Origin of the sequence: Actinomadura montaniterrae (assembly GCF_008923365.1) — a bacterium.
Taxonomy (GTDB): domain Bacteria; phylum Actinomycetota; class Actinomycetes; order Streptosporangiales; family Streptosporangiaceae; genus Spirillospora; species Spirillospora montaniterrae.
On the sequence record NZ_WBMR01000001.1, the window covers coordinates 1 to 17,584 of the forward strand.

At 72.5% G+C, this 17,584-nt stretch carries 16 protein-coding genes; 15 read left to right on the forward strand and 1 reads right to left on the reverse strand.

The features are described 5' to 3' along the window. Positions 1-135 precede the first annotated feature (135 nt). The 14 genes from F9B16_RS00005 (at position 136) to F9B16_RS00070 (ending at position 16,030) form a co-directional block, all read left to right on the forward strand. Positions 136-990 carry an HpcH/HpaI aldolase family protein gene (locus F9B16_RS00005; protein WP_151537690.1) on the forward strand — a complete coding sequence of 285 codons (855 nt, stop codon included), beginning with the start codon at positions 136-138 and terminating at the stop codon, positions 988-990. Between the two features lie 11 nt (positions 991-1,001). Further along, positions 1,002-2,030, forward strand: a complete 1,029-nt coding sequence (locus tag F9B16_RS00010; RefSeq protein WP_151537691.1) for an amidohydrolase family protein — start codon at positions 1,002-1,004, stop codon at positions 2,028-2,030. Then, complete coding sequence (locus tag F9B16_RS00015; RefSeq protein ID WP_151537692.1) at positions 2,027-3,667, forward strand: thiamine pyrophosphate-binding protein; 1,641 nt, start codon at positions 2,027-2,029, stop codon at positions 3,665-3,667. Before F9B16_RS00010 ends, F9B16_RS00015 begins: the two co-directional genes overlap by 4 nt. After that, complete coding sequence (locus tag F9B16_RS00020) at positions 3,667-4,506, forward strand: substrate-binding domain-containing protein (RefSeq protein ID WP_151537693.1); 840 nt, start codon at positions 3,667-3,669, stop codon at positions 4,504-4,506. The genes F9B16_RS00015 and F9B16_RS00020 overlap by 1 nt, the downstream gene beginning before the upstream one ends. Continuing rightward, a complete protein-coding gene (locus F9B16_RS00025) occupies positions 4,494-5,630 on the forward strand; it encodes a DUF3500 domain-containing protein (RefSeq protein WP_151537694.1) in 1,137 nt (378 codons plus the stop codon). The genes F9B16_RS00020 and F9B16_RS00025 overlap by 13 nt, the downstream gene beginning before the upstream one ends. Before the next feature lie 29 nt (positions 5,631-5,659). Continuing rightward, a complete protein-coding gene (locus tag F9B16_RS00030; RefSeq protein ID WP_151537695.1) occupies positions 5,660-6,526 on the forward strand; it encodes a hypothetical protein in 867 nt (288 codons plus the stop codon). 27 nt (positions 6,527-6,553) lie between these two features. Beyond that, positions 6,554-7,519: a substrate-binding domain-containing protein gene (locus F9B16_RS00035; RefSeq protein ID WP_151537696.1), complete on the forward strand. Its 966-nt coding sequence runs from the start codon at positions 6,554-6,556 to the stop codon at positions 7,517-7,519. Positions 7,520-7,536: 17 nt separating this feature from the next. Beyond that, complete coding sequence (locus F9B16_RS00040) at positions 7,537-8,397, forward strand: amidohydrolase family protein (protein ID WP_151537697.1); 861 nt, start codon at positions 7,537-7,539, stop codon at positions 8,395-8,397. A 52-nt stretch (positions 8,398-8,449) separates the two neighbouring features. Then, entirely contained in the window at positions 8,450-9,169 is a 720-nt protein-coding gene (locus F9B16_RS00045) for a GntR family transcriptional regulator (protein WP_225991200.1), read from the forward strand. Beyond that, positions 9,169-10,755, forward strand: coding sequence for a carboxylesterase/lipase family protein (locus F9B16_RS00050; protein WP_151537698.1), 1,587 nt, complete (start codon positions 9,169-9,171; stop codon positions 10,753-10,755). Before F9B16_RS00045 ends, F9B16_RS00050 begins: the two co-directional genes overlap by 1 nt. 107 nt (positions 10,756-10,862) lie before the next feature. Further along, positions 10,863-11,717, forward strand: a complete 855-nt coding sequence (locus F9B16_RS00055; RefSeq protein WP_151537699.1) for an ABC transporter permease — start codon at positions 10,863-10,865, stop codon at positions 11,715-11,717. Between the two features lie 98 nt (positions 11,718-11,815). Beyond that, positions 11,816-12,967 carry a lactonase family protein gene (locus F9B16_RS00060; protein WP_151537700.1) on the forward strand — a complete coding sequence of 384 codons (1,152 nt, stop codon included), beginning with the start codon at positions 11,816-11,818 and terminating at the stop codon, positions 12,965-12,967. Positions 12,968-13,028: 61 nt separating this feature from the next. Then, positions 13,029-14,108 (forward strand): ABC transporter substrate-binding protein, encoded by a 1,080-nt coding sequence (locus F9B16_RS00065; RefSeq protein WP_151537701.1) that lies wholly within the window; start codon positions 13,029-13,031, stop codon positions 14,106-14,108. 26 nt (positions 14,109-14,134) lie between these two features. Then, positions 14,135-16,030, forward strand: a complete 1,896-nt coding sequence (locus F9B16_RS00070) for a TolB family protein (RefSeq protein WP_151537702.1) — start codon at positions 14,135-14,137, stop codon at positions 16,028-16,030. A 96-nt stretch (positions 16,031-16,126) separates the two neighbouring features. On the opposite strand, the gene F9B16_RS00075 is transcribed toward F9B16_RS00070, so the two are convergent. Beyond that, positions 16,127-16,714: a TetR/AcrR family transcriptional regulator gene (locus F9B16_RS00075; RefSeq protein WP_151537703.1), complete on the reverse strand. Its 588-nt coding sequence runs from the start codon at positions 16,712-16,714 to the stop codon at positions 16,127-16,129. Between the two features lie 95 nt (positions 16,715-16,809). On the opposite strand from F9B16_RS00075, the gene F9B16_RS00080 reads away from it, so the two are divergent. Continuing rightward, a complete protein-coding gene (locus F9B16_RS00080; RefSeq protein ID WP_151537704.1) occupies positions 16,810-17,514 on the forward strand; it encodes a TetR/AcrR family transcriptional regulator in 705 nt (234 codons plus the stop codon). Positions 17,515-17,584 lie beyond the last annotated feature (70 nt).

Consider the following 17,584-nt stretch of genomic DNA (forward strand, 5'->3'; position numbering starts at 1 on the left):
AGCGGCGCCGGGCGCGGCGGGGGCGCCGGCCGCGGCGGCGCCGGCGCGGCCCACCACGTTCGCCGCCCGGATCCGCGCCTGGTGGTCGGCGCTCTGGAGCGGGCGTTCCGCACGAACCGGTCAAGGAGGTACGGCGTGACCAGGCTCAACGGGATCGTCCGGGCACTGGAGGCGGGGGAGCACGCGTTCGCGTCGTTCGCGCCGCCGGACCCGGCCGCGGCCCTGGAGTTCAGCACCGCGGACTACGACGGGCTGATCTTCGAGATGGAGCACAAGCCCTGGGACGTCGTCGGCCTCAAGGACAGCCTCCAGTACCTGCTCAACCGCAGGCAGATCGCGACCGCGGGCGACATCGCCCCGGCGGTGACCCCGCTGGTGCGGATCCCGACCAACGGCGCCGAGAAGGGCCAGTGGCACGCCAAGCAGGCCCTCGACCTGGGCGCCTACGGCATCGTCTGGCCGCACATCACGACGGTGGAGGAGGCGTACAACGCCGTCGCCGCCTGCCGCTACCCGCGGCTGCCGGACGCCGAGCGCTACGAGCCCGCGGGCGTGCGCGGCGACAGCCCCGCGGCGGCAGCCCGCTACTGGGGCCTGACGAACGACGAGTACTACGCCAGGAGCGGGGTCTGGCCGCTGGACCCGGACGGCGAGATCCTCGTCGCCCTCATGATCGAGGACCAGCTCGGCATCCGGAACCTCCCGGACATCCTCGACCAGGTGCCGGGCATCGGGCTGGTGATCGTCGGCGAGGGCGACATGAGCCAGGAGCTCGGCATCCCGCGCCAGTACGAGCACCCGAGGCTCCTCGAGTGCAAGCGCCGGATCCTCGAGGTCTGCGGCGAGCGCGGCGTCGCCGTCGGCCACCCGCACGTGACGGCCGGGAACGTCGAGCAGGTCGTCAAGGACGGCTACCGCTTCCTGATGACCATGCCCGTGCGCTCGTACCCGGGGCTCGACCGGGGCCGCGAGCTGACCGGCCGCGCCTGAGGAGGACATTGATGATCATCGACTGCCACGGCCACTTCACCACCGCGCCGAAGGCCCTCGGCGCGTGGCGGGAACGGCAGATCAAGGCGTTCGGCGAGGGCGTCCGGGTGAGCCCCGACGAGCTGGAGATCGGCGACGACGAGATCCGCGCCGCCATCGAGAACGGCCAGCTCAAGCTGCAGACCGAGCGCGGCACCGACCTGACGGTCTTCTCGCCGGGCGCGGGCAAGATGGCCCACCACTACGGCGACGAGCGCACCAGCCTCGACTGGTCCCGGGTCGCCAACGACCTGGTCGCCCGCGTCTGCGGGCTGTTCCCCGACCGGTTCGCGGGCGCCTGCCAGCTCCCGCAGTCGCCCGGCGACGCGCTGGAGACCTCGGTCCGCAACTCGGTCGAGGAGCTGGAGCGCTGCGTCGAGGACCTCGGCTTCGTCGGCTGCCTGCTCAACCCCGACCCGTCGGACGGCTACTACCAGGCGCCGCCGCTCACCGACAAGGTCTACTACCCGCTCTACGAGAAGATGGTCGAGCTCGACGTCCCCGCGATGATCCACGTGGCGATGTCCCGCAACGACGCCCTGCAGGGCACCTGCGCGCACTACCTCGCCGGCGACACCGCCGCGTTCATGCAGCTCTGCACGTCCGACCTCTTCAAGGACTTCCCCGGGCTGCGCTTCGTGATCCCGCACGGCGGCGGCGCGGTGCCCTACCACTGGGGGCGCTACCGGGGCTTCATGCAGGACAAGGGACTGCCGCCGCTGGAGGACGCGGTGCTCGGCAACGTCTTCTTCGACACCTGCGTCTACCACCGCCGCGGCCTGGAACTGCTGCTGGACGTGATCCCGGCGGAGAACGTGCTGTTCGCCTCGGAGATGATCGGCGCCGTCCGCGGCGTCGACCCCGAGACCGGCCGCAACTTCGACGACGTCAAGTTCCTGCTCGACGGCATCGACCTGACCGATGAGGACCGCGCCGCGGTGTACGGCGGCAACGCCCTGCGCGTCTTCGGCCGGCTGAAGTCCAGGGGGGTTACCAAGTGAAGGCCTACGAGGCCATGGCCGAGGCGTTCGTCAAGGAAGGCACGACCGACGTCTTCGGCATGATGGGCGACGCCAACATGCACTGGATGGACGCGCTCGCCCAGCGCGACGTGCGCCTGTACGAGGTGCGGCACGAGGGCTCCGGCCTCGGCATGGCCGACGGCTGGGCGCGGGCGGCGGGACGGCCGGGCGTCGTCACCACCACCAGCGGCCCCGGCGTCTCCCAGCTCGCCACGTCGATGCTGTGCGCGAGCCGCGCCGGCACGCCGCTGGTCGCGTTCTGCGGCGAGACGAGCTGGGGCGACGAGGGCGCCGTGCAGTACCTCGACCAGCGCCGGTTCGCCGCCGCGATCGAGTGCGGGTTCGTCCACCTGTCGAAGGCCGACCAGGCCGAGGAGGCCGTGCAGCGCGCCTTCTACCTGGCCCGCACCGAGAACCGGCCGGTCATGCTGAGCGCCCCGTTCGACGTGCAGACGCAGGAGTTCGAGCCCGGCGACTACATTCCTTCGCACGAGCTTCTCCCGGGGTCCCGGACGCTGCCCGACCCGTCCCGCATCGAGGCGGCCCGGGAACTGATCGAGGGCAGCAAGCGCGTCGTCATCATCGCCGGACGCGGCGCCCGCCGCGCCGGGGCCGGCGAGGAGATCCTCGAACTCCAGGCCAAGACCGGCGCGCTCCTCGCCACCACGCTCCAGGCGAAGAACTGGCTGTGCGACCGCACCGAGTTCCACGTCGGGCTGTCCGGGCTGTTCGGCAGCAAGCCCGCGCAGGAGCTGCTCCAGGAGGCCGACTGCGTGATCGCGGTCGGCGCGAGCCTGAACCACTACACGACCGAGCACGGCTACCTCTACCCCGACGCCCGCTACGTGCAGATCGACTCGGCGCCGAACGTGGTGATGGGCAACGGCCGGGTCGCCGACTGCTACGTCCAGGCCGACGCGGTCACCGCGCTCACCGAACTGAACCAGGTCCTCGGCGCGACCCGCATCGAGGGCTTCCACACCGCCGAGACCCGCAGCCGGCTGACCGGCTGGCTCGAAGCCCCGATCGACTACGTCAACGAGCCCGGACGCATCGACCCGCGCGAGGCCATCAAGGTGCTCGACGCGGCGATGCCCCGCGAGTTCGACCTGGTCCTCGGCAGCGGCCACCAGACCGACTTCGGCACGATGCTGTTCCAGCGGTCCCGGCAGGTGACGTCCAACTACGGCATGTTCGGCGCGATCGGCCAGGCACCGCTGCTGACCATCGGCCAGATCGTCGCGACCGGACGGCCCACGTTCGTGGTCGAGGGCGACGCGAGCTTCCTCATGCACCTGCCGGAGTTCGAGACGGCCTGCCGCTACGGCCTGCCGATGCTGGTCGTCGTCATGAACGACGAGGGCCTCGGCGCCGAGTACCACAAGCTCGGCGCCAAGGGCCTCACCCAGGACCTGGCGATCATCCCGAACCCCGAGCTGGGCGGGGTCGCGCGGGCTCTCGGCGGCGGCGGCGCCACCGTCCGGAGCGCGGCCGAACTGGAGGCCGCCGTCGCCGAGTACGTCGCGGACCCGCGCCCGTTCGTGATCGACGTCCGCATCTCGCGCGAGGTGCTGAGCGTCCCCTATCGGCGCCTCTGGTACGGGGAGGACGTCTGATGAAGGTCGTCCTCGGCGACTACCCCCGCACCCGCGCCGTCAAAGAACTGCCGGGCCATGAGTTCATCGAGTTCAAGCCGCTCCCGCCGGCGTTCGCGAGGATGGTCCGGACCCTGGAGTTCGACGTCTGCGAGATGGCGCTCGCGACCTACCTCCAGGCCAGGGACCACGGCGTGCCGGTCACGCTGCTGCCGGTCGTGATGATCGGCGGCACCCACCACCGCTCGCTGACCCGCCTCCCGGACGCCCCGAAGCTCGCCCCCGGCGACCTGCGGGGACGCCGCGTCGGCGTCCGCTCCTACAGCCAGACCACCGGCCTGTGGGTGCGCGGCCTGCTCCGCGAGGAGTACGGCGTGGAGGCCGCCGACGTCACCTGGGTCACCACCGAGGAACCGCACGTCGCGCAGTACACCGAGCCGCCGTTCGTCGAGCGGTCGGACGCGGCGAAGGTCGCGGACCTGCTGAAGTCCGGCGACGTGGCGGCGGCCGTGCTCGGCCCGCGCGCCGTCGGGGGCCAGGGCGAGGGCCTCGTCCCGCTGATCGAGGACGCCGAGGTGGCGGGACGCGCGTGGGTGGAACGCCACGGCACCGTGCCCGTCAACCACGTCGTCGTCGTGCGGAACGCGGCGCTGGACGAGAACCCCGACCAGGTCGACGCGCTGTACGCGGCGCTGAAAGAGGCCACCGCCGGCGCGGAGCCGCCGGTGGCGGCCGGCTGGAGCGAACCGCTGGCGAAGGCCCTGGAGATCGGCGGCCGGTACGCCCTGGAACAGGACCTCGTCCGCACGAAGGTCGACGTCGCCGAGATCGAGAGGGGAGCGGCCCGATGGTCGCAATGAGGCACCGCACCGGCGCCTACACGCGCGAGCCGGACGAGTGGACCCCGGAGCTGCTGGAGAAGGTCGCGTGGCGCCGCGAGGCCGCCGCCGAGCCGTTCCGCGGCGTCGCGACGTCCGGCGGGATCCAGCGGGGCCTTTTCCCGCTCCGCGAGACCGGCCTCGACGTGAGGCCGCAGCGCAAGGCCGCCGAGGACTACCTCGCCCTGCTCACGCCCAAGGAGCTGGCCGAAGGCCGGTTCCCGATGGACGACGTGACGTGGCGGCACTGGGCGAACGGCGCCCGCTACTTCCTGCGCCACGGCCTGTGCATGGAGGACCTGGACGAGCCGAAGCGCCGCGCGATCATGACGATCCTGCGCCGCAGCCTCAGCCCGTACGGCTACCAGCAGGTCGTCGACCTGATGCACCTGAACCTCACGGTCGGCGAGCTGCGCGGCGAGGAGCACCTGCTCAACGAGTGGATGTACTGGTTCAGCGTCTACGGCGAGCCGGAGGACGGCGGCCCGTGGGGCTGGCAGATCGACGGCCACCACGTGAACGTCAACTGCGCCTTCGTCGGCGACCAGATGGTGCTGACCCCGACGTTCCTCGGCGCCGAACCGGTGGTCGCCAAGGGCGGGAAGTACGCCGGGACCTCCGCGTTCCGCCGCGAGGAGGCCATCGGCCGCGCGCTGTTCACCCGCCTCACCGACGCGCAGCGGGGCCGCGCGGTCATCGCCGAGGAGCTGCCGCGCGGCCTGTACGCCGGGGCGTTCCGCGACAACTGGGAGATGGACTACGCGGGCCTGCCGTTCGGCGAGCTGACGGTCGAGCAGCGCGAGACCGCCGTCGACCTCCTGGACCTCTACGTCGGACGGGCCGGCGAGGGCCACGCCGAGCTGCGGATGGCCGAGGTCCTGGGGCAGGAGACCTTCTTCGCCTGGGCCGGCGACCCCGCCGACGTCTTCTACTACCGCCTGCACAGCCCCGTGCTCCTCGTCGAGTTCGAGCACCAGTGGGGCGTGATGTTCGACAACGACGAGCCGATGCGGCACCACATCCACACCATCGTGCGCACCCCGAACGGCAACGACTACGGCGCCGACCTGCTCCGGCAGCACAACGAACGCTTCCACCGGCGCTGAGCGCTCCCACCGGCACTGAAGGGCATCGAATGAAACTGGTCATCGGACGGGACGACCTGGCGCGAGCCGCGGTCGAGGCCACGGGCGCGGAACGGCTCGCCGTCAAGCCGGTCCACAGGGCGTCCAGGAGCTTCGTGAACGACCAGGCCGTGGACCTGGCCGAGCTGGCGATCGTGACGCTGCTCCAGGCCGTCGCGCACGGCCGGCCGGTCGTGCTCCTCCCGGTCACCACGCTGGGCCGGTTCCAGCACCAGACGCTCGTGACGATGGGCGATCTGACGGTCGGCGACATCGAGGGCCGCAGCGCCGGCGTCCGGTCGTGGAGCCAGACGACCGGCGTGTGGATGCGCGGCTTCCTGACCGAGCAGTACGGCGTCGACCTCCGCAAGGTCGCCTGGACGACCTACGAGGGCGCCCACGTCGACGGCGCCGGGGACCCGGACTTCGTGACGCGGGCGCCCGAGGGCGCCAAGCTCCAGGCCGACTTCCTGGAAGGACGCCTCGACTTCGGGATCATGGGCAACGAGCTCCCCGACGACGACCGCATCCGCACCGCGATCCCCGGCGCGCGCGAGGTCGCCGCCGAGTGGTCGCGGGCCAACGGCTTCGCCCCCGTCAACCACGTCCTCGGCGTGACCGAGCAGGCGGCGCGGGAGCACTCCGGGGCCGTGTGCGCGGCGTACGACGCGATGCGCAAGGTCGTCGAGTCCCTGCCGCGCGGCACCGAGCCGGTCGACCTGAACCCCGTCGGTTTCGCCGCGCTGCGCGGCGCGGTCTCGCGGGCGGCGGCGTACGCGCTGGAGCAGGGCGTGCTGCCGCGGCCCGTGGAGTTCGACGAGCTGGTGGACGCGTCCTGCGCCGCCCTCGGCGTGCCCGCGTCCCGGCTCGGCGGCTGAACTTTCGACTTCCTAGGAGTACTGCGAATGGACGAGCTGACGGTCGCCTTCGGCGACTATCCCCACGCGACCGGCCTCGACGTGCCGGGCTACCGGGTCGAGCCGGTCGAGGTCCGCCCGATCATCGGCGCCTACCGGCGGATGATCCGCGACCTGGAGTTCGACGTGTGCGAGCTGGCGCCCGTGTCGTACCTCATGGCGGTGCAGGCCGGGGTGCCGCTCACCGCCGTCCCGGTGTTCCTCAACCGGCGCTTCCACCACGGGGACGTGCAGTGCGCCGCGAACAGCGGCATCCGCGTCCCGCGCGACCTGGAGGGACGCCGCGTCGGCGTCCGCGCGTACACGGTCAGCACCGGCGTCTGGGTGCGCGGCATCCTCGCCGAGGAGTACGGCGTGAACGTCGGCGCGATCACCTGGGTCGTCGACGACGAGGACCACGTCGAGGGCCGCGCCCCCGCCAACGTGGAGCGGGTCACCGACGGCCGCTCGCTCGGCGAGCTGCTGCGGGCCGGCGAGATCGACGCGGCGTTCTCCGGCAACGCCGGCACCGGCCGCGCGGGCGCCCCCCGCGCGGGCTGGACCGCCACCGCCGAACCCGACAGCGGCCCCGACGGCCCGTACCCGCTCTTCGCCGAGGCCGAGGTCCTCGGTGCGGACCACTACGTCCGCACCGGCATCTACCCGCTGCACTCGGTCGTGGCACTGCGGACCGAACTCGTCGAGCGGGACCCGGAGCTGCCGACCAGGCTCTACGCCGCGCTCGCCGACGCCAAGCGGCGCCAGGTCGCCGCCGATCCCGGCTGGACGGCGCAGAAGCGCTTCGCGAAGCAGGCGGCCCAGATCAACGGTGACCCCGCGCCCTACGGCATCGCCCGCAACGAGCCGACCCTGTCCGCGCTCGTCCGCTACTCCCGCGAGCAGGGCCTGCTCGACGCCGACTTCCCCGCCGACCCGAAGGCGCTCTTCGCCGCCGGCGACTACCCCGACGCCTGACCCCAGAGGAGGACACCGTGGACGTCGTCGACGCGCACTGCCACATCATCTCCGCCGACCTCGACGCCTACCCCAGGGCGCCGCTCGGCGGCAAGCAGTCCGGCTGGGCCGCGACCCGGCCGGTGACCGCCGAGGGCATGGTCGCCCGCATGGACGAGACCGGCATCGCCCAGTCCGTCCTCGTGCAGGCCACCACGAACTACGGCTACGACAACTCCTACGTGCTGGACAGCGCGCGCAAGGAGCCGGGACGGTTCGTCGCGGTCGGCACCTTCGACCCGCTGCGGCCCGACGCCGCCGCGGCGCTGGAGGAGGCCGTCGGCGACGGCGGCCTCGCCGGGGTGCGGCTGTTCACGACCGGCAGCACGATGCAGACTCAGGGCGAGTGGTTCGCCGCCCCCGAGTCGTACGCCTTCTGGGAGCAGGCGCAGGCGCTGGACGTGCCCGTCTGCCTCCAGATGCGGCTCGGCCCGGCGACCGCGCAGGCGGAGGAGGTCCTCGACCGCTTCCCCGGCGTCCGGGTGCTGCTCGACCACATCGGCTACCCCGACATCGCCGCGTCCCCGGCCAAGGCGGGGGAGGAGGTCGCCGCGCTGGCGCGGCACGAGCGCCTCCACCTGAAGCTGACGCACCGCAACCTCGAGCGGCTGCGGGACGCGGGGGAGCGGGCCGCCGACTTCCTCGAACCGGTCGTCGCCGCGTTCGGCGCGGGCCGGATCGCGTGGGGGTCGAACCTCCCGGCCGCCGAGCAGCCGCTGCCGGAGCTCCTGAAGCTCGCCGAGGACGTCCTCGCGCCGCTGCCGGAGCACGATCGCGCAGAGATCTTCGCCGGCACGGCGCGCCGCCTGTACCCGGCGCTCGGTGACGCCGCTCAATGACGGGCGGTATCGGACCGGCGGCGGCCGGCAGGCGGAGAGCGAACAGGTGATCATGATGGACTCCAGTGAGTACGACGACGTGGCCGAGCCGGGCCGCGGCTCGCAGACCCGGCAGGACCAGGCCTACGAGGGCCTGCGGTCGCTGCTGCTGTCCGGCAGCATCGAGCCGGACACGCGGCTGACCGAGGCCGACCTGACCCGGATGTTCAACGTCTCGCGCAGCACGATGCGGGCGGTGCTGGTCAGGCTCGTGCAGGAGGGCTTCGTCACCAGCGAGGTCAACCGCGGCGTGCGCACCCGCAGCTTCACCGTCGAGGAGGCCCTCGACATCCTCGAGGCGCGCGAGACGCTGGAGTCCGCGCTCGCCGGCAAGGCCGCCGAGCGGGCCACCGACGAGGAGATCGACGCGCTGCGCCGCATCCTCGACGAGATGGTGGACTGCAAGGCGCGCGGCGACCAGGCGGCCTACTCGCAGTGCAACCGCCGGTTCCACCAGCAGGTGAAGGAGGCCGCCCACCAGCAGACGCTGGCCCGGGCCTACGACACCCTGCTCTACCCGCTCGTCATGCGGCAGTACCGCAACCTGTCCGCGCGGCATCCGCGCGGCGGGTCGCTGGAGGAGCACCAGGCGATCCTCATGGCGATCGTCACCCGGAACCCGGACGCGGCCGTCGCCGCGATGCGGCACCACGTGGCGTCCGCCCGCCGGGCCCTGCTGCTCCAGGCCCGCGAATCCACGCCCGCAGCGAAGACCGATCAGGAAACGACGTGATGCGACATCCGGTGGCGACCGAGTCCGGGCTCCTGGAGGGGATCCAGAGCCGGGACCGGTCGGTGACCGTCTTCCGCGGGGTCCCCTACGCCGCCCCGCCGGTCGGGGACCTGCGCTGGCGGCCGCCGCGCCCGCCCGAGCCGTGGGACGGGGTCCGCGTGGCGGGCGCCTTCGGCCCGGTCTGCCCGCAGCCGCCGAGCAGCGAGCTCGCCGGTCTCGACCTCCCGATGAGCGAGGACTGCCTCACCCTCAACGTGTGGACCGGCGCCGCGTCCCCCGACGAGCGGCGGCCCGTGCTCGTGTGGATCCACGGCGGCGGCTTCCGGCTCGGCACCGGCGCCGACCCCCGCCACGACGGCGTGAACCTCGCCCGCAAGGGCCTGGTCGTCGTCACCTTCAACTACCGGCTCGGCGCGTTCGGCTTCCTCGCGACCCCCGAGCTCAGCGCGGAGTCGGAGCACGGCGCGTCCGGCAACTACGGGCTGCTCGACTGCGTCGCCGTCCTGCACTGGGTGCGGCGCAACATCGCCGCGTTCGGCGGCGACCCGGAGCGGGTCACGATCGCCGGGCAGTCGGCCGGCGCCGGGACGGTCAACTTCCTGGCGATGTCCCCCCTCGCCCGGGGCCTGTTCCAGCGCGCGATCGCGCAGAGCCACGCCCGCTACTCCCGCGACCCCGAGCTGCGCTACCTCTCGACGTCCTACCGGCTGCTGCACGACGCCGAGGAGGCGGGCACCGCCTTCGCCAAGGAGCGCGGCACCGGGACGCTCGCCAAGCTGCGCGAGCTGCCCTGGCAGAAGCTGATGGGCGGGGCGGCCGTGGACACGGCCGTGCACACCGGCGGCTCCGGCAAGCCGCCGCTGTTCCGCCCGGTGGTGGACGGCCGGGTGCTCCCCGCCGGCTATGACGAGACGTACGCCAAGGGCCTGCAGAACGACGTCCACTACCTCGCCGGCAACAACCTCGACGAGACCGGCGCCGTGCCGGACGACATGTTCGAGGCGTACCGCTCGGAGAGCCCGCGCGGCCGGCGTCCCGGGATGCCGGCGGTGCACGTGACGCTGGACGGCTTCGTCGCGGCGGCGCGCGAGAAGTTCGGCCCCCTCGCCGAGGAGTTCCTCGCGCTCTACCCGGCCGCGACGGACCGGGAGGCGGCGCGGGCCAGCAGCGCGGCGATCCGCGACAACGCCCGGATCTCCACCTGGCTGTGGGCGGCGGACTGGTCGCGGCGCACGACCCGGCCCGTCCGCACCTACTTCTGGACGCACCGGTCCGCCGCGCAGGGCCGCAACTTCCGCCGCGCCTCCCACGGCTCCGAGATCGACTTCGTCTTCGGCAACCTCGCCCCCGAGGACGCCGAGTGGACCGCGGAGGACCGCGAGATCGCGGACACCATGTCGTCCTACTGGGCGAACTTCGCCGCCTCGGGCGACCCGAACGGCCCCGGACTCCCGCACTGGCCGGAGTACGCGCCGGAGGCGGAGGCGGTGATGGAGGTCGGCGGCGGGTTCGGGCCGATCCCGGTCGCCGACCCGTCCCGGCTCGCGTTCTGGAAGCGGTTCTTCCGGACCCAGGAGCCCTGGTGACGCCGCGCCGCCGGCCGCCGCCCGCGCGGCGGCCGGAGCCCACCGGACCGACTCGACGACGACTGCCCGCAGTGACGCTGCCGGACACGGACAAGGAGGAGCGGATCATGGTAACCGCGACCAGAAGTGCGGAACGCACGACCGAGGCGGCGGCCGAGCCCCGGCGGCAGGGCGAGCGGTGGCGGGGCACGGCCACCGTCGTGCTGCTGCGGGTCGCCGTGATCGTCCTCGCCGGCGTGCTGTGGCAGGTGCTGAGCGGGCCGGTGCTGCCGGAGTACGCGGTCAGCAAGCCGACGGACGTCGTCGACGCCCTCTGGACCTACCTGCAGTCCGCGCAGGGCTGGACCGACATCAAGACGACGTCGATCGAGATCCTCGCGGGCTTCGGCATCGGGGTGGCGCTGGGCACGGCGGCGGGGCTGCTGCTCGGCTCCTTCCGCCTCGCCGGGCAGGTCCTGGAGCCGCTGATCGCCGCGATCAACGGCATTCCCAAGATCGCGCTCGCGCCGCTGTTCCTGCTGTTCTTCGGCATCGGGATCTGGTCCAAGATCGCCATCGCGGTCACCGGCGTGGCGTTCGTGGTCTTCTACAACATCTACCTCGGCCTGCGGCTGCGGCAGCGCGAGCTCGTGGAGATCGTCCAGGTGATGGGCGGGCGCAGGCACCACGTGCTCGGCTACGTCACGGTCCCGACGCTGGCGGCGCCGTTCTTCGCGGCGCTGAAGACCGGCGGGCCGCTCGCCATCCTCGGCGTCATCGGCGCCGAGTTCATCGCGTCCGCGGAAGGGGTCGGCCACGAGCTGTTCGTGGCCGCCAGCAACCTGGACGCGCCGAACGAGTTCGCCGGCCTCATCGTCCTCGTGGTCATGACGCTCATCCTCAACGGGATCCTGACCCGGCTGGACGCGTACGCCCTGAAGAAGCTCGGCCTCGCCGGACGCCGCCGCGCGCGCAAGGGCTGAGCCCGACCCCCTGAACGAGGCCGTCACCCGGGCGGCCCGCTCGCACCCACCCCCACCATCACCTTTCGCGGCCCGCGGGGCCGCGGCTGGGAGCCGTCATGCCCGATTCACTTCCGTCCCGCCGGACCGTCCTCGGCGCGGTGGCCGCGACCGCCGCGGCGCCCCTGCTCGCCGGCGTCCCGGCCGCCCGCGCGTCCGCGCGCCGGGACGGCCTGCTGTTCGTCAGCCCCTGGAAGGGCACCCAGATCCATGGCGCCCGCTTCGACGCGGGCAGCGGCGCCCTGACCTCGCTCGGCCCGGTCGGCGACGCCCCGTCCAACTGGACGGCGCGGCACCCGGCGAAGCCGCTGCTGTACGTCGGCAGCAGCGAGGACGGCGGCATCGTCCACACCTACGCGGTCGACCCGGCGACCGGCGCCCTGACCCGCACCGGCACGTCCGTCCATACCGACGAGGGCGGTACGGCCGGCGGCGGCATCTCCTACCTCGGCGTGGACCGGCCGTCGCGGACGCTGCTGGTCGCCAACTTCGAGGCCGGTCTGGCCGCCTCGCTGCCGCTGGCGAAGGGCGTGCCGGGACAGCCGGTCTCGGTGGTCAGGGACACGGGCAGCGGCCCGAACCCCCGGCAGAACGGCCCCCACGTCCACCACGTGACGATCGACCCGGCCGGACGGCGCGCCCTGGTCGCCGACTTCGGCGCCGACCGGGTCCTCGTCCACCGCTTCGACCGCTCGACGGGCGCCATCACGCCGGGCACCTGGGCGTACGCGTCCGCCCCCGGGTCCGGGCCGCGCCGCATCCTGTTCCACCCCAGCGGCCGGACGGCGTACGTCCTGAACGAGCTGTCCGGTGACCTGGAGACCCTCGACTGGCGTGACGGCACCCTGACGCCGCGGCAGCGCCTGGCGCTCGACTCCGACGCCTTCACCGGCACCAAGAGCGGCGCCGAGCTCGCCCTCAGCGCCGACGGCCGCTTCGTGTACGCCTCCAGCCGGGGCGAGAACGTCCTGGTCGTGTTCGCCGCCGACGCGAGGACCGGCCTGCTGACGCTCGTCCAGCGGATCCCGAGCGGCGGGCTCAAACCGTGGAGCCTCACCCTGCACCCCGGCGGCGGCTGGCTGCTCGCCGCCAACCAGGCGAGCAACACCGTCACGGTCTTCGCCGTGGACCGGCGGAAGGGCACCCTCACCGCCGCCGGCGCCCCGGTCGCCTTCCCCGCGCCCGCGTGCCTCACGTTCTTCGACCGATGACCCGACCCCGCACAGGCCCGACGTCACTACTCCACCCCGAACCTGGTGACAGGAGATCCCCATGACACACCGCATCACCGTTACCGGCCGCGCCGGCGGCACGCCCGGCACCGGCCGCCGCGTGCGGGTCCTCGCGCCCGCGGCTGCCCTGGCGCTCGGCTCGGCGCTGCTGACCGCGTGCGGCGGCTCCTCCGACTCCGGCGGGTCGACCACGGTCACGGTCGGCAGCAACGGCAACATCTTCGACATGCCGCTGAAGCTGGCGGACTCCGCCGGCTACTTCCGCAAGCAGGGCCTCAAGGTCAAGTTCGTCACGACGACCGCGTCCACCGGGACCTCAGCGCTCCAGTCCGGCTCCGTCCAGTTCCTCAACAACAGCCCCACCGGCTTCACCTCCGCGCTCGCCAAGAAGGTCCCGGAGGTCGCGATCGCCGTGTCCGGCCTCGGCAACCCGCTCGGGCTCGTCGTCAGCAAGAAGTTCGCCGCCGCGCACAAGCTGGCCGCCGAGACCCCGGCCGCGCAGGTGGCCCAGGCCCTGGCCGGCTCCAAGGGCGGCGTCAGCTCCGCCAACACCAAGGCCGAGGCCGGCCTGTTCCTCAAGGCGAACGGCGTCGACCCCGGCAAGGTGAAGTGGGTGACGCTGCCGAGCGCGTCCGCCGACAAGGCCGCGCTCAGCAGCGGCCAGATCGACTGGTTCATCACCTCCGAGCCGATCCCGCTCCAGGTCCAGAACCAGGGCGACGGCATCGTGGTGGTCGACCCGAAGAAGGCCCCGATGTGGGCCGCCGCGCAGGCGGGCTACGGCGAGGTCGTCGTGGCGACCAAGTCGTACCTGTCGGGGCACGCGAGCGCCGCGAAGAAGTTCGTCGCGGCCGTCCAGGAGGCGAACAACTACCTGGCCACCCACCAGGGCGACCCCATGGTGATGGACGTGGCGAGGAAGGTGCAGCAGGGCGTCCCGGACGAGGTGCTGAAGAGCAGCGTTGCCCTGGTCGAGTGGCCGGCGAGCGGCTCGATGGACGCGGCCGGCTGGACCAAGACGCTCGCCTTCGTCAACTCGCTCGGGGCGCTTCCCGACGGGGCGAAGGTGACCTCGGAGAACTGGACCAACAAGTACCTGCCGGCCGGTGGCCAGTCATGACGTCGTCCAACCGGAAGGACAAGGCGATGGAGACCAGCATGAAGCGCAGGACGTTCCTGGCGGCCGGCGCGGCCACGGTCGGTGCGACCCTGCTGCCCAGGCCCTTCTCCGTGGCGGCCGCCGCGGCCGGCAGGAAGGGCGTGATGCTGATGAACCGCATCGGCCCCTCGACCTCGGACCTGTACATCGCCGACAGCGACGGTACGAACGAGCGCAAGCTGCTGGCGAGCGCCGGGTACGACTACAACGCCGCCGTCTCCGCCGACGGCACGTCGTTCGTCTTCACCTCGGAACGGACCGGAGACGGCAACTCCTGCCTCTACCGCGCCCGGATCGACGGCACCGGCGTCCAGCCGCTCGTGGTGGGCGCGGCCATGAACGACTCGGGCGTCCTGTCGCCGGACGGGACGAAGCTGGCCTTCGTCTCGACCCGCGGCGACCACAAGGCGCAGATCTGGGTGCTGGACCTGCGCACCAACGCGCTGCGCTGCCTGACGAACGGGTCGGCCGTCGCAGGCGACCCGGCCCTTCCCGACGGCCACTTCCGCCCGGCGTGGTCGCCCGACGGCCAGTGGATCGCCTTCTCCAGCGACCGCAACACCGCCTGGCGGGGGCATGACGACGGCCGCGGCTGGGAGCACACGCAGGAGCTCAGCATCTACGTCATCCGGCCGGACGGCAGCGGGTTCCGGCAGGTCGCGTCCAAGCCGGGCTACTGCCTCGGCTCGCCCAAGTGGTCGCCGGACGGCGCCCGCATCGTCTTCTACGAGATCACGACCGAGGGCACCTGGCTCGCGCACCGCCCGGAGGGCATCGGAAAGGTCGAGTCGCAGATCGTCTCGGTCGACGTCGCGACCGGCGCGCGCGTCGAGCACACCTCCGGGCCCAACCTGAAGGTCTCGCCGCAGTACGTGACCGCCACCGAGATCGGCTACCTCGTCAAGGGCGGCGCCGACGAGGGCCTGGCCTACACCGCCGGGACCCTGCCGGCGGTCAAGCGGGCCCTGCGCTCGCCGGTGTGGACGCCGGACGGGAAGTCGGTGATCTACCAGAAGGTCGGCTTCGCTCCCCGCCCGATCGACACGCCGCTCTACAGCTGGGACTCCGACTGGGAGTACCGGCACTGCGACGTGTTCCCCGCCCTGTCGCGGCAGGGCCGCCTCGCGATCACCGAGAAGCAGCTCGGCAACTCCTCGATCGTCACCCTGCGCCCCGACGGCACGGACCGGCGGGTCGTCTTCGACAACGCGACCAGCGGCCTCGACCCCGTCCTGATCGCCAAGGGGCTGGCCGGCGCGTTCCGGCCCGCGTGGTCGCCGGACGGCGCATGGATCGCGTTCGGCCTCGGCGGCTGGTTCCAGGAACGCGCGGAGATGACCGCCGTGGTCGCGCGCGTGCGCAGCGACGGCACCGGGTTCGAGAAGCTCACCGACGGCACGACCAACGCCGGCTTCCCGAGCTACTCCGCCGACGGGACCCAGATCGTCTACCGCGTGTGGGGCGCGGACGCCAAGGGCCTGCGCATCCTCGACCTCAGGACCGGCGCGACGCGCGTCCTCACCACCGAGCCCGACAACCTGCCGGACTGGTCCGCGGACGGCAAGCTCATCCTCTTCACCCGCAGGACGAGCGACACCAACTTCGACGTGTGCACCATCCGTCCCGACGGAACCGGGCTGCGGGTCCTGACCAGCAGCGGCTCCAACGACGGCCACGCCGTCTGGAACTGCGACGGCCGCATCCTCTACAACAGCGGCATGTACGGCTTCCGCCAGGAGGCGGCGCTGTACGACAACACCTTCCAGCCCTACGGCCAGATCTTCAGCATGAAGGCGGACGGCTCCGACAAGAGGCTCCTCACCGACAGCCAGTGGGAGGATTCGATGCCGCTCTACCTGACGCAGGACGTCCTTTCGCAGTGACGCGCCGCAGGCCACCGGTTCCCCTTCCCGCCCTCCGGGGCGGAGGGGGACCGGTGCGCCGGCACGCGTCGGCCGATCCCGCGCCGCGGCGGGCCGTCACGGGGCGGGGGCAGGGGCGATCATCCGGTCGATGAGGACGTGCAGGTACCCGCGGAAACGCTCGATCGCCTCGGGGCTGCGCGGCTCCGTCCGCCCGCGCCCGCCGGGCACCCCGCCCGACAGGAACCCGAACACGCACCACACCACCGTCCGGACGAGCAGGTCGACGGCCACGTCCGGCGGCACCAGCCCCCCGACGACGCCGGAGACGAGCGCGTCCTGCGGGTCGACGAAGTCGTCCTCCAGCTCGCCGACGTCGGCGGCGTCGCCCATCCACCGGTGCATCCAGAGCGCGACGATCTCCGGGTTCGCGACGTAGAAGTCCAGGTACACGTCGATCACCCGGTGCGCGCCGTCCCCGTCGGGCGTGTACGCGGCGAGCGCGGTCTCCAGCATGCCCTGCTCGGCGCGGTACGCCCGGTCCATCACCCGCCGGTACAGGCCGCTCTTGCCGCCCGCCGCCGCGATCTGCTCCTGGCCGCCGTCGCCCGCCGCGTCCGCGATCAGCTCGGTCTCGGTCGAGTCGTAGCCCAGCTCCGCGAACAGCCGGGTCGCCACCGCGATGATCCGCTCTTCATCCCCCACGCCACTACGTTATGTGATGCTCTCGTCGTGCTCCGTGAGGGATCCCGGCCTTGTGCCCGGCGGCTTCCCGCTCGGTACGATCGGGCGCGAGGAGGATGCGCAGGTTGGTCGCCCGGAACAAGGCTGGAACCGAGCCGAGAGTCCCGCTGAGCAGGGAGCGCGTGCTGCGGGCCGCCGTCGCCATCGCCGACGAGGGCGGTCTCCGGGCGCTGACGATGCGCCGGCTCGCCGAAGAGGTCGGGGCCGAGGCGATGTCGCTGTACTACCACGTCGCCAACAAGGACGAGGTCCTCGACGGCATCGCGGACGCCGTCGTCGAGGAGATCAACGAGGTCGTCGGCCGGATCGACGTCCCGTCCCGGGGCGATGCCTGGAAGGCGGCCGTGCGCCGCCGGATCCTGTCGGCCCGCGAGGTCCTGCTCCGCCATCCGTGGGCGCCGGGCGTCTTCGAGTCGCGCACCGCGATGAGCCCCGCGGTCCTGCGGTACCACGACGGCCTGATCGGCCTCATGCGCGACGGCGGCTTCTCCAACGACCTGTGCCACCACGCCCTGCACGCGCTGGGAAGCCGGGCGCTGGGCTTCTCCCAGGAGCTGTTCGACCCGGGCTCCGGCGGCGGTGATGACACCGCGGCGCTCGAAGGCATGGCCGCCGAGCTGCCGCATCTCGTCGGCATGTTCATGGAGGTCGCGCACGACGACCCCGACTCGACCCTGGGCTGGTGCGACGACCAGACCGAGTTCGAGTTCGGGCTCGACGTGATCCTCGACGGGCTCGACCGGCTGCGCGCGCAGGACTGACACCGCTCCGCCCCCTTGACCGTCTTACGGCGTAAGACGTACCTTACGACGTACGACTTACAACGTACGA

What these genes read in the sequence shown, in the direction of transcription:
- F9B16_RS00010 (WP_151537691.1), top strand. Translation starts at nt 1,002, where the DNA reads ATGATCATCGACTGCCACGGCCACTTCACCACCGCGCCGAAGGCCCTC.
- F9B16_RS00020 (WP_151537693.1), top strand. Translation starts at nt 3,667, where the DNA reads ATGAAGGTCGTCCTCGGCGACTACCCCCGCACCCGCGCCGTCAAAGAA.
- F9B16_RS00025 (WP_151537694.1), top strand. Translation starts at nt 4,494, where the DNA reads ATGGTCGCAATGAGGCACCGCACCGGCGCCTACACGCGCGAGCCGGAC.
- F9B16_RS00030 (WP_151537695.1), top strand. Translation starts at nt 5,660, where the DNA reads ATGAAACTGGTCATCGGACGGGACGACCTGGCGCGAGCCGCGGTCGAG.
- F9B16_RS00035 (WP_151537696.1), top strand. Translation starts at nt 6,554, where the DNA reads ATGGACGAGCTGACGGTCGCCTTCGGCGACTATCCCCACGCGACCGGC.
- F9B16_RS00045 (WP_225991200.1), top strand. Translation starts at nt 8,450, where the DNA reads ATGATGGACTCCAGTGAGTACGACGACGTGGCCGAGCCGGGCCGCGGC.
- F9B16_RS00050 (WP_151537698.1), top strand. Translation starts at nt 9,169, where the DNA reads ATGCGACATCCGGTGGCGACCGAGTCCGGGCTCCTGGAGGGGATCCAG.
- F9B16_RS00055 (WP_151537699.1), top strand. Translation starts at nt 10,863, where the DNA reads ATGGTAACCGCGACCAGAAGTGCGGAACGCACGACCGAGGCGGCGGCC.
- F9B16_RS00060 (WP_151537700.1), top strand. Translation starts at nt 11,816, where the DNA reads ATGCCCGATTCACTTCCGTCCCGCCGGACCGTCCTCGGCGCGGTGGCC.
- F9B16_RS00065 (WP_151537701.1), top strand. Translation starts at nt 13,029, where the DNA reads ATGACACACCGCATCACCGTTACCGGCCGCGCCGGCGGCACGCCCGGC.
- F9B16_RS00070 (WP_151537702.1), top strand. Translation starts at nt 14,135, where the DNA reads ATGGAGACCAGCATGAAGCGCAGGACGTTCCTGGCGGCCGGCGCGGCC.
- F9B16_RS00080 (WP_151537704.1), top strand. Translation starts at nt 16,810, where the DNA reads ATGCGCAGGTTGGTCGCCCGGAACAAGGCTGGAACCGAGCCGAGAGTC.